The organism is Paraburkholderia oxyphila NBRC 105797, assembly GCF_000685075.1.
In the GTDB taxonomy this organism is placed as follows: Bacteria; Pseudomonadota; Gammaproteobacteria; order Burkholderiales; family Burkholderiaceae; genus Paraburkholderia; species Paraburkholderia oxyphila.
Genome location: NZ_BAYD01000011.1, coordinates 1 through 14,240 on the forward strand (window position 1 = coordinate 1; position 14,240 = coordinate 14,240).

General features: G+C 62.9%; 13 protein-coding genes. 11 read left to right on the forward strand and 2 right to left on the reverse strand.

The window, feature by feature from the left end; all coding sequences use genetic code 11:
- Nucleotides 1–7 precede the first annotated feature (7 nt).
- Complete coding sequence (locus BO1_RS09745; protein ID WP_028217394.1) at nt 8–706, forward strand: fumarylacetoacetate hydrolase family protein; 699 nt, start codon at nt 8–10, stop codon at nt 704–706.
- Between the two features lie 112 nt (nt 707–818).
- Here the strand turns inward: BO1_RS09745 and BO1_RS09750 are convergent, their stop codons facing one another.
- Nucleotides 819–1,733, reverse strand: coding sequence for a LysR family transcriptional regulator (locus BO1_RS09750; protein WP_028217395.1), 915 nt, complete (start codon nt 1,731–1,733; stop codon nt 819–821).
- A gap of 176 nt (nt 1,734–1,909) precedes the next feature.
- On the opposite strand from BO1_RS09750, the gene BO1_RS09755 reads away from it, so the two are divergent.
- Together BO1_RS09755 and BO1_RS09760 are read left to right on the forward strand one after the other, a co-directional pair.
- Nucleotides 1,910–2,974 carry a maleylacetate reductase gene (locus tag BO1_RS09755; RefSeq protein WP_028217396.1) on the forward strand — a complete coding sequence of 355 codons (1,065 nt, stop codon included), beginning with the start codon at nt 1,910–1,912 and terminating at the stop codon, nt 2,972–2,974.
- A gap of 194 nt (nt 2,975–3,168) precedes the next feature.
- Nucleotides 3,169–4,260, forward strand: coding sequence for a porin (locus BO1_RS09760; RefSeq protein WP_028217397.1), 1,092 nt, complete (start codon nt 3,169–3,171; stop codon nt 4,258–4,260).
- Nucleotides 4,261–4,322: 62 nt separating this feature from the next.
- Here BO1_RS09760 and BO1_RS09765 read toward each other — a convergent pair whose 3' ends face one another.
- Nucleotides 4,323–5,000: a TetR/AcrR family transcriptional regulator gene (locus BO1_RS09765; protein ID WP_028217398.1), complete on the reverse strand. Its 678-nt coding sequence runs from the start codon at nt 4,998–5,000 to the stop codon at nt 4,323–4,325.
- 214 nt (nt 5,001–5,214) lie between these two features.
- Here BO1_RS09765 and BO1_RS09770 point away from each other — a divergent pair, with 214 nt between their 5' ends.
- From BO1_RS09770 to BO1_RS09810, 8 genes are all read left to right on the forward strand, one after another.
- Nucleotides 5,215–5,652 carry a MarR family winged helix-turn-helix transcriptional regulator gene (locus BO1_RS09770; RefSeq protein ID WP_043284369.1) on the forward strand — a complete coding sequence of 146 codons (438 nt, stop codon included), beginning with the start codon at nt 5,215–5,217 and terminating at the stop codon, nt 5,650–5,652.
- A gap of 109 nt (nt 5,653–5,761) precedes the next feature.
- On the forward strand, nt 5,762–7,324 hold the full coding sequence (locus BO1_RS09775) for a DHA2 family efflux MFS transporter permease subunit (protein ID WP_028217400.1): 1,563 nt from the start codon (nt 5,762–5,764) through the stop codon (nt 7,322–7,324).
- 9 nt (nt 7,325–7,333) lie between these two features.
- Complete coding sequence (locus BO1_RS09780) at nt 7,334–7,771, forward strand: MarR family winged helix-turn-helix transcriptional regulator (protein ID WP_028217401.1); 438 nt, start codon at nt 7,334–7,336, stop codon at nt 7,769–7,771.
- A 50-nt stretch (nt 7,772–7,821) separates the two neighbouring features.
- The gene (locus BO1_RS09785) at nt 7,822–9,336 is read left to right on the forward strand and encodes an efflux transporter outer membrane subunit (RefSeq protein WP_028217402.1); all 1,515 of its coding nucleotides are present in this window, start codon (nt 7,822–7,824) and stop codon (nt 9,334–9,336) included.
- 34 nt (nt 9,337–9,370) lie between these two features.
- Entirely contained in the window at nt 9,371–10,657 is a 1,287-nt protein-coding gene (locus BO1_RS09790; RefSeq protein ID WP_028217403.1) for an HlyD family efflux transporter periplasmic adaptor subunit, read from the forward strand.
- Between the two features lie 83 nt (nt 10,658–10,740).
- The gene (locus BO1_RS09795) at nt 10,741–11,667 is read left to right on the forward strand and encodes a LysR family transcriptional regulator (protein WP_028217404.1); all 927 of its coding nucleotides are present in this window, start codon (nt 10,741–10,743) and stop codon (nt 11,665–11,667) included.
- Between the two features lie 138 nt (nt 11,668–11,805).
- Entirely contained in the window at nt 11,806–13,272 is a 1,467-nt protein-coding gene (locus BO1_RS09800; RefSeq protein ID WP_028217405.1) for a UvrD-helicase domain-containing protein, read from the forward strand.
- Nucleotides 13,273–13,652: 380 nt separating this feature from the next.
- Nucleotides 13,653–14,174 (forward strand): hypothetical protein, encoded by a 522-nt coding sequence (locus BO1_RS09810; protein ID WP_028217406.1) that lies wholly within the window; start codon nt 13,653–13,655, stop codon nt 14,172–14,174.
- Nucleotides 14,175–14,240: the final 66 nt, after the last annotated feature.

A 14,240-nucleotide genomic window follows, 5' to 3' on the forward strand; every position in this document is an offset into this window, starting at 1 on the left:
GATCATCATGTCATTCGTATTTCCCCCAGAAGCCCCCGTTGCGCTTCCTGTCATCGGTCGCGACGAGAAGTTCGCCGTGCGCCGCGTCTACTGTGTCGGCCGCAACTACGCGGCTCACGCGCGCGAAATGGGCTTCGATCCGGACCGCGAGCCGCCGTTCTTTTTCTGCAAACCCGCGGATGCGATCGTACCGGTTGGATACGGACAGACGCTCGAACTCACGTATCCGCCGCAAACGGAGAACTACCACTACGAGGCGGAACTCGTCGCCGTAATCGGAAAGGGCGGCTCGAACATCGCCGTGGACGATGCGCTTGAGCATGTGTGGGGCTATGCGGTGGGCCTCGACATGACGCGGCGCGACCTGCAAATGAAGATGCGGGAGATGGGGCGGCCGTGGGAGATCGGCAAGAGCTTCGACCGCTCGGCGCCCACCGGGCCGATCCATCGCGCGGACGATGTTGGCCACTTCCTCGCCGGCGGCATCTGGCTGGACGTCAACGGCGTCACGAAACAAAAGAGCGATGTGTCGCAACTGATCTGGTCGGTAGCGGAAACCATCGCCGATCTTTCGAAGTTCTTCCGTCTGGAGCCCGGCGATCTGATCTTCACGGGCACGCCTGAAGGCGTCGGCGCTGTGCAGCGAGGCGATACGATGAAGGTGGGCGTGGAGCGCCTCGGTGAACTGACGGTCGCAATCGTCTGAGCAACAGAGAGAGGCGACGCCCTGGCAAGGGCCTGTCCATGGGCCCCTTGCGTTCCATTCGCCTCGGTCAAGCATGCCGAAGCGCTACCATCGCAATTGGAACGCAATTGGGTCACGCCGCTTTGGAATCCGAAAACAATTCGGCGATCAGATTTCTCAACCACTGGTTGCCAGGCTCCTTGTGCACCTTCGCATGCCAGAAAATGTTGATGCCAATCCTCGGCAATACGACAGGGTGCTTCACGTAGGCAAGTTTGAACGGCACGCGGCAGGCCATTGCGTATCGCTCCGGGACCGTGGCGAGCAGATTCGTAGTCGAGAGGATGTGCCCCACGGCCACGAAATGCGGCACGGTAAGCCGAATGTTTCGGCGGATGCCTTTTCGCTCAATCATTTCGTCCATTTTCGAGTGCCCCGTGCCCGGCGCCGATACCACGACATGGTCAGCCTCGCAGAACTGCTTCAGTGAGAGTTTTTTCCCATGAAGTGGATGCCCCTCGCGGAACATGCAGACATAGTCCTGGTGTAACAGGCTGCGCTGAAAAAATCCTGCCTTCAGTTGGGGCAGAAGACCGATTGCGAGATCGATCTGTCCCGCCTCCATGGCCTCCCTCAAATTGACCGTCGTATTGGGCACCGTGTTCAAAGAGACGCCTGGCGCGACCTGCGCCAGCTTGTCCATCAACGCGGGCAAGAAATAAACTTCCCCCACATCCGCCGCGCTAATGGTGAATTTTCGCGTGCTCGTGGCCGGAGCAAATGCCGCTTGCTGGTTCAGGGAGTTGCGAATCGTGCTGAGTGCGGAACTGATGGGTTCCGCGAGCTGGCTCGCATAGCGGGTCGGCTCCATTCCATTCGATGTGCGAATAAACAGCTCATCGTCGAGCGTCTTGCGCAACCGGCTGAGTGCGTTGCTCACGGACGGCTGTGTCAAACCCAGCTTGTCGGCAACCCTGGCCACGCGGCGCTCGATGAGCAGCTCGTTGAAAACCAGCAGAAGGTTCAGATCGACGTCGTTCAGTTCCACCATCTCATTCACCCAATCAATATTCACAATTCACGACATTGTCTTTACCGAAAGTAAGTCAGTTCATAGAATTTGTCCACCTGGCGTTTGCGAGCGGACCGAGTGTGATGGGGCGCGTGGTTCGCTCACTTGCACCAGAGTTCTCATTGACACGATCGCATACCGAAGGACTTTCCATGCAGACCGCTTTTGATTTCTTCTGCCATTCACCGACTGTCTTGTTCGGCGCTGGCCGCGCAAACCGGGTGGCCGAGCGATTGCGCGAACTCGGGCGCTCGCGTGCGCTCGTCGTCACAACCGAGTCGGGACCACGGCGTTATGCGTCCGTTATCGAATCGATGGCCGACACGGCGCATGCAACCTTTGCCGGTGCGCAGCCGCATTGCCCAGTCGATGTCGCCATGGCCGCGCTGGAAGTCTACGAGCGGGCCGGCTGCGATTGCGTCGTGTCGATCGGCGGCGGCTCGACGATCGGGCTTGGCAAATACCTCTCGGTCGAGGCCGGCGCGGTTCATGTCGCGTTGCCAACCACGCTCTCGGGGTCGGAGTTGACGCCGCTGTTCGGCGTGCTCGTGGACGGAGAAAAGCGCAGCAGGCGCGAACCCAGGGCGCTTGCCAACACGGTCATTGTCGATCCGCTGCTCGCGCAGTCCCTGCCGTTACGCGAGACGGCGACCACAGGCATGAATGCGCTCGCGCATTGTATTGAGGCGCTCTATGTCCCGAAGCGCAATCCGTTGACGAGCCAGCTCGCGCTGACCGGCATTGACATGCTCTACCGTGCATTGACGAAACTGGCCGTCGAGCCCACCAACCTTGAAGCCAGAACACAGGCTGCGTATGGCGCGACAATTGGCGGCCTGATGGTCAATTCGGTCGGCATCGGCATGCATCACCGGATCTGCCACATTCTGGGCGGACGTTTTGAGGTGCCGCACGGCGAATCCAATTGTGTGGTGCTCCCGCACGTGCTGGCCTATAACGCGGCGGCGATTCCGGAAGCTTGCGCGGCGATGGAGTCGGTCATGGGGGCGCACCCCGCGGTGGCGTTGCAGCGGCTCGTGCGCGAGCTGGGCGCGCCGGTTGCGTTGAGCGAACTGGGCGTGCCCGCCGGGCGCATTGCCGCTATCGCGAGCGAATCTTTCCACCACCTCGACCACAACCCGGTGCCTGTTGACGAGGCAGCTGTGCTCGGGTTGCTGCAGGCAGCATGGTCGGGACAGCAGCCGGCCGTAAGGTAAGCGCGGCGGCGGCCATCAAGCTTTCCAGCTATCCGTCCAGCTCCGGCGGCTTCGATTAGAGGCCGCTGGCGACGCTCGCTTATCGCGCCGGCTGGACGATAGCGGACATACAAAAAAGCTGTACCGGTTCTCACGTATTTAATTAGTACAACACAAATTACATAGCAGTGACCGCATCAGGAAAGGAGACATCAATGGAAGGGCGTAGTGTTGCGAGGAGTGCCGTTTTCAGTTCGCTCATGCTGGCATCGAGCCTCGCGTACAGTCAGAGCAGTGTCAGCCTGTATGGCATCATCGATACAGCGGTCGAATACTATAACCATGCCGCGGGTGGCGGTAGTTTCGCTGGCATGCCCACTTTGACCGGCGAGATACCTTCCGAGTGGGGGTTGACGGGCGCGGAGGATCTGGGGGGCGGGAATAAGGCGATTTTCAAGCTGGAGAATGGCTTCGCCCCCGGCACCGGCGGCTTCAATTATGGCGGCCGCGAGTTCGGACGTCAGGCGTACGTGGGATTGCAGAATGCCTGGGGAACGCTGACGCTCGGCCGGCTGATCAACATGACGACCTACGCACTCCTGAGCGCTGATGTCATCGGCCCATCGACTCATTCCCTGTACGTCTTCGACCCCTATCTGCCGAATGCGCGCAGCGACAACGCCATTGGCTATATGGGCAAGTTTGCGGGCGTGACCGTTGGCGGCACGTACAGCTTCGGGCGCGACGCGGCCGGTCCCGCCGGCCCGGCCGCGACGAACTGCCCCGGCCAGGTGCCCGGGAATTTCCTCGCCTGCAAGCAGTACACAGCCTTGCTTGCCTACGATTCGTCGCAGTTCGGGGTAGCGGCATCGTATGACCGCATGCGTGGCAATACGGGGGCGTCTGCGCCGCTGACCAGCGCCGCCTACACGGACTCTCGCACGATCGTCGACGGCTATTTCACGCTCCCGAGCCTGAAGGTCGGCGGTGGCTGGATCCACCGTAGCCTGTCTGCCGGCGCCGCAAGCACGCTCTATAACCTGTACTTTCTCGGCCTCACTTACGCGCCGATAGCGTCACTGGCGTTCGATGCGCAAGTCGACAAGTACATCCAGGCGCACGTGACGAGTTCGACGAACCTCGTTGCGCGCGCAAACTACTATCTGACCCCGCACACAACGGTCTATGCCTCGGTGAGTTACATGATCAACGGTCGAAACGGCAGTAACCCGGTGGCCGCCGGCGGTACCGTCGAGCCCGGGGCGCAACAGCTTGGCGTGATGGCGGGCGTGCGGCACGTGTTCTGAACGAAGCCTGCGGAGCGTGTCTTTTTCACGGTCTCCACGGTCACCACGTTCCGCTCGTCGGATTACTTCGGCGCCTTCTGGAAAGCGCGCAGAAATGCGGTGACTGCGTCTTTTGCCCATCTGTCCCGTTGGACGGCGGACGCGGGAGACTCAGGGTGCGTCAGGCATTGCATCTGCGCATCGCCACGCACCATGCTCACGAAGAGCGTGGCGGCGGAATTGCGCCCGATGCCCCCAAGGTCCACATCCCCGCTCGATTCGGCGGCTTCCAGCGCCTCCTCCACGGCGTTGATCATGGCGCTCGGACCGGCGACATAGAAGCGCCTGCCGAGCTCGGGAAACCTCGGCGCCTCGGACACGACCGCGCGATACAACGCCATGCCATTCGGGGAGAGCAACAGGTCGAGGTAGGCGTGCGCTATCGCGCTCAGGTTGTCCAACAGGCGCTTCTCCGAAAATTCGCACTTGCGAATCGTCTGGAGAAACCGCTCGCATTCGGCTTCGACCACCGCGATGAACAGGGTTTCCTTGTTCGGGTAGTGCGAGTAGACCGTCGACTTCGACACGCCCGCGGCTTGCTGGATCATGTCGGTCGTCGCGGCGCTGTAGCCGTTGGCCAGGAACACGGCTCTCGCCCCGGCCAGGACGAGGCGCGCCTTTTCGGACTGGACGGCTGCGCCATCGGGCGGAGCGGACGGGGGAGGTACGATCGTCTTGGTGCGCGCTGCCGATGTAGCCATGGGTTCGATTCCTGCTGAAGTCAAAACGGGTCGACACCACTGTATCACGGAAGTTCACACCGATCGGTATGGTGACAGATCGACTGATTAAACGAGCATTTATCAATTTTTAAAATTCCTTCTTGACCGGTCCGAACCGATCGGTTTAGTATGCGTCGCATCGAGATCGTGATCCTGGCGAGAGACGCCAGAGTCAGGAGCAGAGGCATCAGTCATGAACACCCTTGGCGAAGAGCGTATGTTGCCGGGCCTGAGCATCGGCCTCGCGCTGGGCAAGGCGCGCAGCGTGTACAAGGCGGATCTGGATATCGCCCTTGCAGGGTTGGGCGTCACGGCTTCTCAGGTCGGCGCGCTGTTGCTGCTGTCTCACGGCAGCGCGCATTCGTCGGTCGAGGTGTCGAGGCTGCTCGACGTCGACTCGGGATTCGTCGCACGTGTGATCGAGCGGCTGGAAAGTCAGCGTCTCGTGCGCCGGACTCGCGACAGTGAGGACCGGCGCGTGGTCAACCTCGCGTTGACCGGGACCGGTCGGGAGATTGCCGAGTGCGCCGCCGAGATCGTGCCGGTGGTGTTGAACCGGCGCCTCTCGGCCTTTGACGAGCCGGAACTCGTCACTTTTTGTCGTCTCCTCGGCAAGCTGCTGGATCAGTGAGCCATTTTTTTTACCGTAATGTCTGATATGTCAGATATAGACATGACAGATCAGATCAATGAAGACGGCGTGGGCACTTCGACCGTCGCCCCCCCTTAAAGGACGCAACATGAACTCTCCGAAGAATGCGAACGCTGCGGCGCCATTGGCGGGATGGCAGTTCGCGCTGGGCACGTTCGCCGTGGCGCTCGCCACGTTCATGAACGTGCTGGACTCCTCGATTGCGAACGTCGCGATCCCGACCTTGTCCGGCGACCTGGGCGTGTCGGTCGATGAAGGCACATGGGTCATCACGGTGTTCTCGGCGGCCAACGCGGTGTCGATTCCGCTGACCGGGTGGCTCACGCAGCGGGTTGGGGAAGTGAAGCTCTTCGTGGCCGCGATCCTGCTGTTCGTGGTCTCGTCCGCGGCGTGCGGTATCGCGCCCAACCTGATGGTGCTGCTCGCCGCCCGCATCGTGCAGGGGGCGGTCGCCGGGCCGCTGGTGCCGCTTTCGCAAGCGCTGTTGCTCAAGTCCTTTCCCAGGGAGAAAAGCTCGAGCGCGCTTTCGCTCTGGGCGATGACCGCCACGGTTGGCCCGATCGCCGGTCCCGCGCTTGGTGGCTGGATCACCGACAACTACAGTTGGTCGTGGATCTTCTACATCAACGTGCCCGTTGGCATTTTCGCCGCGGCGGTGATCTGGGCGCTCTATCGCCAGCGCGAAACGCCTTCGCGCAAGCTACCGGTCGACAAGGTGGGATTGCTCTCGCTCGTCGTGTGGGTGGGCGCGCTGCAGGTCATGCTCGACAAAGGCAAGGACCTCGCCTGGTACGAGTCCTCCACAATCTGGATCCTCTCGATCGTCGCGCTGGTCGGCTTCCTGTTCTTCCTCGTCTGGGAACTGACCGAGGCCAAGCCGATTATCGATTTGCGTCTCTTTGCCGGGCGCAACTTCATGGGCGGCACGGTGGCCATTTCGGTTGCGTACGCCATCTTCTTTGCCAACCTCGTGATCCTCCCCACCTGGATTCAGGAATACCTCGGCTACCGGGCTGTCGATGCGGGGCTCGTGACCGCGCCGCTCGGCATCTTCGCGGTGATTCTCGCGCCGGTGATGGGCAAGATCATGCCGAAGTCGGACCCGCGGGTGCTGGCGACGCTCGCGTTCCTCGGTTTTGCCGGCGTGTTCTTCATGCGCTCGTTCTATGTGACGGACGTCGACCCGTACACGCTCGTGATGCCGACGCTGCTGCAGGGCATCCCGATGGCGCTGTTCTTCACGCCGCTCACGGCGATCATTCTCTCGGGGCTGCCGCCCGAGAAGATCCCGGCGGCCGCGGGCCTGTCGAATTTCGTGCGGGTGTTCGCGGGCGCGGTCGGGACGTCGCTCCTTTCCAACACCTGGAACAACCGGACGATCCTGCATCACTCGCAGCTTGCCGAGCAAACGGGCGCGACCAACCCGAACTACGTGCACGCGCTCGCCAACATCGAAACGACCCTGCACGCGAGTCTGTTCAAAGCTCAGGCTTTCTTTGAAACGCAGTTGGGCGCGCAAGCGGCGATGCTGGGATTGAACGACGTGTTCTGGTTATCCGCGGTGATCTTTGTCGTGATCATTCCGCTCGTCTGGGTGACCAAGCCCACCAGGGACGGGGCATCGAGCGCGGCGGGCGCGGGCGGTCATTGAGGAGGAGCCATGGAGCACTACACACGTGCCTCTTTCTCGCCGACGCAAAACGTGGGGTTCATGTTGATCCGGGCTCGCAAGCAGATCGTGACGGAAATGGACGCCGCCTTCGGTCACCTCGGCATCACCGGGGCGCAGGTGGGCATTCTCCTCGCGATGCAGCACGGTGTGGCGTCCACGCCGATCGAGCTCTCGAAGCGGCTTTCTGTCGACACGGGCCTGATGACGCGGATGCTGGACAAGCTGGAAAGGCAAGGGCTGCTGGAACGCACCCGCAGTACCGACGATCGCCGGGTGGTCAACCTCGCGATGACGCAGAAGGGCAGACAAATCGCGGCCGAAATGCAGGCGATCGCAGCCGTTGTACTGGATGCGAAATGGAAGAAGTTCACGAAGGCGGAATTCGAGGAATTGGACCGCCTGCTGCAGAAGTTCATTGGAGTGTGAGCGCAGCAGCGCACCTCCTTTTTTCAATCTTTAATCTGACAGGTCAGAAAATGAAGACGCAGATTACGCAATCCGGCACCCGCGCGGCGAAGGCAGGGCTGTCGGCGATTCTGGTGGCGTTGCTGTCGGCCTGCGTGAACTACGCGGGCATCCACAGCGACAAGCAGATGGCGCAGCCTCAACAGTTCGAAACGGCAACCAGCTTGCCCGCTGAAAGCGGTCACTGGCCCGCGGCCGACTGGGCAGACCAGTTCGGCGACGCGCAATTGAAGGCGCTGATCGACGAAGCGCTCAAGGGCAGCCCGACGATCGCCCAGGCGCGTGCCCGTGTCGCCGGGGCGCAGGCCTATACGGAAACCGCGAAGGCCAGCACGATGCCGAGCGTCAGCGCCGACTACTCGCTCAAACGCGAGCAGTACAGCGCCAACACACTGATTCCGCCGCCGTACGGTGGAGCGTGGGAAACCGAGAACTCCGGACTCCTGAGCGCGTCGTACGATCTGGATTTGTGGGGGAAGAATCGCGAAGCGCTGAAAGCTTCAGTCTCCGACTTGCAGGCGAGCCGGGCCGACGCCGAAGTCGTCAAGCTCACGCTCACCACCACAATCGCCCGCACTTACAACCAGCTGGCGCGGCTTTACGTGCTGCACGACATCGCCCAGCAAGAGGTCGACCGGCGTGCCGAAATCGACCGCATCACGGCGGGCCGCATCGCGACCGGGCTCGATACCGAGGTCGAGCGCAAGACGGCGCTGGCGAACCTCGCGAGCGCGCGTTCCGCGCTTGCGGCGCTCGACGGCAGCATCCTGACGACCCGCTACCAACTGGCGGCGCTCATGGGCGAAGGCCCGGACCGCGGGCTTGCGATCGCGCGACCCGCGCTCGGTGTGGGCGACGAAGTGCGCCTGCCGGACAACCTGCCCGCCGACCTCGTGAGCCGCCGGCCCGATATCGTCGCGGCCCGCTGGCGCGTCGACGCGATCACGCACGAAGTGAAGGAGGCGAAGGCCGAGTTCTACCCGGACATCAACCTGAGCGCCGCGATTGGCCTGGACGCGTTCGGCTTCGGCCGCTTCCTGACGGCCGCGAGCCGCACGGCCAGCGCGGGTCCGGCGATCCATCTGCCGATCTTCGATGCCGGCGAACTGCGCGCGCAATTGAAAGGACGCTACGCCGACTTCGACGACGCCGTCGCGACCTACAACCAGACGCTGATCACTGCCTTGAGCGAAGCGGCGACGCAACTCGCGCAGATCCGCTCGAGCGACACGCAGCTTGCCGATGCGCAAGCCGCGCAACAAGCCGCGCGCGATGCCGACAATCTGGCGATCACGCAATACAAGGGCGGCCTGACGAATCAGCTGACCGTGCTCAACGCGGACATGACCGCACTGCAGGCCGATCAAGCCGTCGCCAATCTGCTGATGGACCGGCGCGACCAGCAGATCGCGCTCGCTTCGGCACTCGGCGGCGGCTACGTCGATACGTCGTCCGATTCGTCGTCGGATACAACTCGCCGCGCGGATTCCGCCGCGCAATCTCATCCTGTCGTCGCCGCGCGTTGAACCGGCACGTTCGCAAATTCACTGGAGCATTGACATGAGCGATTCCACCACGACCGAGCGCACCAGCGCGGACACGGCACAACCGACCAGCAACCCCGCCCACGGCGCACCCGCTAGCGCCGCGCCGAACGCCACACGGCCCGATGCGCCGCGCAAACGCAAGCTGTGGCTTGCGCTGCTAGGTATCGGCGTGGCGCTCTCGGGGGCGGCTTATGGCGCGTACTACTTCACGTACGGCCAATATCACGAGTCGACCGACGACGCGTATGTCGACGGCAATCTCGTGCAGCTCACGCCGCAGGTGACCGGCACGGTCGACGCCGTCAACGCCGACGATACCCAGATCGTGAAAGAGGGCGACCCCGTGGTCACGCTCGACCCGGCCGATTCACGAATCGCTCTCCTGAACGCCGAAGCGGCGCTCGGCCAGGCGGTGCGCCAGGTGAGCACGCTCTACGTGAACAACGACTACTACGCGGCCAACGTCGCACAACGCGAGTCGGACCTCGCTCGCGCACAGGACGATTTGCGCCGCCGTGTCGCGGTGCAGGACACCGGCGCGGTGTCGGCCGAGGACGTCTCGCACGCCCGCGACGCCGTGGCCGCCGCGCAGGCCGCGCTCGACGCCGCTCGCCAGCAGGCCCAATCGAACCTTGCGCTGACCGACCGCACGTCGATCGAGCAGCACCCCGACGTGCAGGCGGCGGCCACCCAGGTCCGCAACGCCTACCTGAACTATGCGCGCAACACGTTGCCGGCGCCGGTGACGGGCTACGTCGCGCAGCGCTCCGTGCAGGTGGGGCAGCGCGTGGGGCCGGGCACGCCGCTGATGTCGATCGTGCCGCTCGATGGCGTGTGGGTGGACGCGAACTTCAAGGAAGTGCAACTGCACCGCATGCGCATCGGTCAACCGGTCACGATGACGGCGGACGTGTACGGATCGAGCGTCAAATACCACGGCAAGGTGATCGGCTTCTCGGCCGGTACGGGCAGCGCGTTCGCAACGTTGCCGGCGCAGAATGCGACCGGCAACTGGATCAAGATCGTGCAGCGGCTGCCGGTGCGTATCCAGCTCGACCCGAAGGAGCTGCAGGCGCACCCGCTGCGCATCGGCTTGTCGATGGTCGTGGACGCCGACACGCGCGACGAATCCGGCACGCAGCTCGCCGCGGCTGTGAACACGACTTATCGCACCGACGTGTTTGCGCAGTACGGCGCGCAGGCCGATGCGGAGATCGAGAAGATCATCGCGAGCAATGAGATGGCGCAGCAGGCGAAGGCTGCATCGCCTCGCATGCAGAAGATCGCTCAGGCGAACTGAGCGGGTGGGTAGCCGGGGCCGCAGCAACACTGATTACCCGTGTTGCTGCGGGCCATTCGGAAGCTGAAATAGAGGATCTGAAAATGGATACGTTGCAATCGATGCGGATATTCGTTCGCATTGCAGAAGAGGGCAGTTTTGCCCGCGCGGCAGAGCGCATGGATATTTCACGCGCCGTTGCAACCCGTGCAGTCGCCTGGCTGGAGACCCATCTTCGCGCCCGGCTGCTCAACCGCACGACGCGCCGCATCGCATTGACCGAGACCGGGCAGCGCTATTTGCAGCGTTGCCAGCAGATTCTCACCTGTATCAGGGACGCAGAGGTGGAAGCCGCGGACGCATTGGCCAAGCCGGCCGGCCGTTTGCGGGTGCATGCGATGCTGGGCATTGGCCAGACCTACCTGGTGCCCGCCCTGATGCGTTATCAGGAATATTATCCGTCCGTGTCGGTCGATCTGAACCTGTCCCAGCATCTCCCCAGGATGCTGGACGAGGGGTGCGACGTTGCGGTCTGGATGGCGGGGGATCAATTGCCGGACTCGGGATTCGTCTCGCAGCGGCTTGGGACGCTGCACAGCGTACTGTGCGCGTCGCCGGCCTATCTCGAGGATCATGGAACGCCAGACGACGTTGCCGGTCTGGCGCAGCATTCGTGCATACCGCTCGTTTCGTCGTTTTTCCCGCGCGGTCGCTGGGATCTCGACGGGCCCGACGGCCCGGAAACATTCGAGCTTCCGCCGACGGCATTTCAGGTGAATGTGCCGGAGGTACTGGGCACGGTGCTGCAGGAGGGTAAAGGAATCGGCGCGCTGCCCATGCCATCGGCCGTGCCGCTCCTCAAGAGCGGTGCGTTGGTGCGTGTCTTGCCGAACCACCAGCTGCAGAAACTGACCGGCTATGTCCAGTATCCATCGCGACAATATCTCGATGCGAAAGTCCGGACCTTTGTTGAGTTCCTGCGGGAGGTCGTGCCTCCGGCGTTGGCGAGCGACCACGCCGCGCTGCATTGACGCGCTCGCATTCAGCGCGCCATTGTTCAAGTGCGGGAGCGTTTTGAACCCTGGTCAGCGCGGGCAGGGTGGGGACTGTCGGAACTGGCATCATTTCTGGCACACTCCGGGACGTTCCCCCTTCTGCGTCCCGTTCCCATGCCAGTCCCGTTCAATCCCACGCAAGAGCAGCGCGCGGTCGTCGAGGCGGTGCTGCGTGGCGGGAACCTCAAGATCAAGGCCTATGCAGGCGCGGGCAAGACCTCCACGCTCCAGCTGGTGGCGGAGCAACTCGGCGGACGGCGCGGCGCCTATCTCGCCTTCAACCGGGATATCGCGGCGAGTGCCGGCCGCCGCTTTCCCCCCACGGTCGACGCGCGCACGATGCACTCGCTGGCCTGGGCGTGCGTGCCTCAGACGCTGAGAAGTCGCGTGAGCCTCGCGGGCGAGCCTCCGCACTTGCTGGCTGCACGCTATGGACTCGGGACGGTACAGGTTCGCACTGTGACGGGGAAGGCCGTCGACGTCACGCCGTTCGAGATCGGGCGCTGGATTGCCGACGGACTCGGCAGGTTCTGCCGCTCGGACCAGCACCAGCCGGAAGCGCAGCACATCGTCGTGGACGAGAAAATCGACGAGTCGATGGCGGCGCAGTTGCGTAACTGGCTGTTGCCCCACGTCGTGCGGCTGTGGGAAGAGAGCGCCCACCCACGGGCGCGCAATGTCATTTCGCCGGACGTGCTGCTCAAGCTCTGGGCGCTTTCGGAGCCACGCATCGAGGCCGATTACATCCTGTTCGACGAGGCGCAGGACAGCGACGGCGTCATGCTTTCGGTCCTCGAACGGCAGCGCCACGCGCAGATCATCTACGTGGGCGACCCGTACCAGCAGATCTACGAATGGCGCGGCGCGGTGAACGCGATGGCGCGGATCGACGCGCCCGAATGCGCGCTGACGGAGTCGTTTCGTTTCGGCACGACATTCGCGGCGCTGGCGAGCCGGCTGCTTGGCCTGCTTGGAGAACGAACGCCGATTCGCGGGCAAGACGCGATTGGCTCGATCATGGTCGAAGACCCGGCGATTGCACCGCCCGTGGACGCCGTTCTATGCCGCAAGAACGTCACGGCGCTATGGCAGTTCGCTGCTGGCATCGAGGCGGGGCATCGCCCGGCAATCCGCATGAGTGCGGCCGAGATCGTTGCGTATGCCGATGGCGTGGACCAGTTGCAGGCCGGACAGCGTGTATTCCGGCCTGCTGCGTTTTCGCTGTTCGAGACATGGGGCGAGGCGCAGGCGTTTGCGCGCAGCGCGTTTGGCCAGGACTTGCTGCCGGTTGTCCGGATCGTCGACGAGCTGGGCACCGACTATCTGCGGGGCCTCGCGCAGCGCTCGGCGGCGGAGGGCGCCGCCGATTATGTGATCTCGACCGTCCATCGCGCCAAGGGCCTCGAATGGAAACGGGTCAAGGTCGCGAACGATTTCCGCCTGCGGGGTGCCGACGGTAGCCCGATGCCTGACGAGGATGAGCTCCGCCTGCTCTATGTGGCGCTCACTCGCGCACAGCATGTGCTCGATATCGCCGACTTGCGCGACGAGCTGCTGCGGCTTTTCAGTCTCCGGCGCTAGCTCCGGCTGGTAAATGCGGCGACGGCGCTGCCCGACGATGTTTACGTCGTGCCGTCCGGCAGGTCGGGACGCAGTTCCGCCTCGATGACCTTGACCCGCTCGAGTTCGCGCATGCTTGCCGTGATCAACTCACGTCCGTTCATGGTTCGCCCCCGGTCGACGCCTCGCGTGAGCGTGCGCTTCAACCAGGGCAGGAATCGGACATTTCTAATGAGCCAGAACCGGACATTTCAACTTAGCCGTTACAATCAAAAACTTCGATAATTTATCTTATGTCAAATTGTGGAAGCTGACTAAAGCCTTGCGTTCCTGTGGGCGGGAAATATGAATTTGTAAGCATAATCACGCTTGCTTACAAAGTCTTACAAATTTCAACGCTCATGAAGGCCGCCGCTCCCCGGCACGGCGAATTGTCCGATTTCCTCGCTCTCGCTGACGGTCTTTCCGTCGCTCGTATCGCCGACATTCTCCGCTGCTGCACACGATCCGTCCGGAACTATATCGCAGGTCGTTCGCCTATCCCCTGGCATCGAATCGAGCTGCTGCGCCTACTCGTTCGCGAATCGAAGACAGCAGCTCCGCAAGCCGACGTACAGCCCGCCGCCGATGAAACAGGCGTCACGGCCAACATTGCTCCCGATCCTGACGCGCCTGACGTTCCGCCCGCCGAAATTCTTGCATGGGTCGGCGTCCACGCGCCGCACTACCTTTCGAGCCAGCGCAGCTTCGAACACTACGTTCGCGGGTGGAGCGTCGTTGACAAAATCCGCCACGCGAAACGCAAAGGTACATTCGCCGATGTCCTTGCACGTTGGCGCGTGCTTGCCGTCGAACTGCCGAAGGCCTGGCGATCCGGTCGCATCTGGAAAGACACCGGGCCACCTGCCTATTTCACGCGTTGATGCTCCGACGCAAAAACGGCCGCGTCGGCGGCCGTTTCATGACGTGCAGTGATCCTCGAAAACAGA

Bases quoted from the DNA above. Each gene is read 5' to 3' on its own strand.
- BO1_RS09755 (WP_028217396.1), top strand. From the start codon at position 1,910: ATGCAGACCGCTTTTGATTTCTTCTGCCATTCACCGACTGTCTTGTTC.
- BO1_RS09800 (WP_028217405.1), top strand. From the start codon at position 11,806: ATGCCAGTCCCGTTCAATCCCACGCAAGAGCAGCGCGCGGTCGTCGAG.
- BO1_RS09785 (WP_028217402.1), top strand. From the start codon at position 7,822: ATGAAGACGCAGATTACGCAATCCGGCACCCGCGCGGCGAAGGCAGGG.
- BO1_RS09795 (WP_028217404.1), top strand. From the start codon at position 10,741: ATGGATACGTTGCAATCGATGCGGATATTCGTTCGCATTGCAGAAGAG.
- BO1_RS09770 (WP_043284369.1), top strand. From the start codon at position 5,215: ATGAACACCCTTGGCGAAGAGCGTATGTTGCCGGGCCTGAGCATCGGC.
- BO1_RS09745 (WP_028217394.1), top strand. From the start codon at position 8: ATGTCATTCGTATTTCCCCCAGAAGCCCCCGTTGCGCTTCCTGTCATC.
- BO1_RS09775 (WP_028217400.1), top strand. From the start codon at position 5,762: ATGAACTCTCCGAAGAATGCGAACGCTGCGGCGCCATTGGCGGGATGG.
- BO1_RS09810 (WP_028217406.1), top strand. From the start codon at position 13,653: ATGAAGGCCGCCGCTCCCCGGCACGGCGAATTGTCCGATTTCCTCGCT.
- BO1_RS09790 (WP_028217403.1), top strand. From the start codon at position 9,371: ATGAGCGATTCCACCACGACCGAGCGCACCAGCGCGGACACGGCACAA.
- BO1_RS09780 (WP_028217401.1), top strand. From the start codon at position 7,334: ATGGAGCACTACACACGTGCCTCTTTCTCGCCGACGCAAAACGTGGGG.
- BO1_RS09765 (WP_028217398.1), bottom strand. From the start codon at position 5,000: ATGGCTACATCGGCAGCGCGCACCAAGACGATCGTACCTCCCCCGTCC.
- BO1_RS09760 (WP_028217397.1), top strand. From the start codon at position 3,169: ATGGAAGGGCGTAGTGTTGCGAGGAGTGCCGTTTTCAGTTCGCTCATG.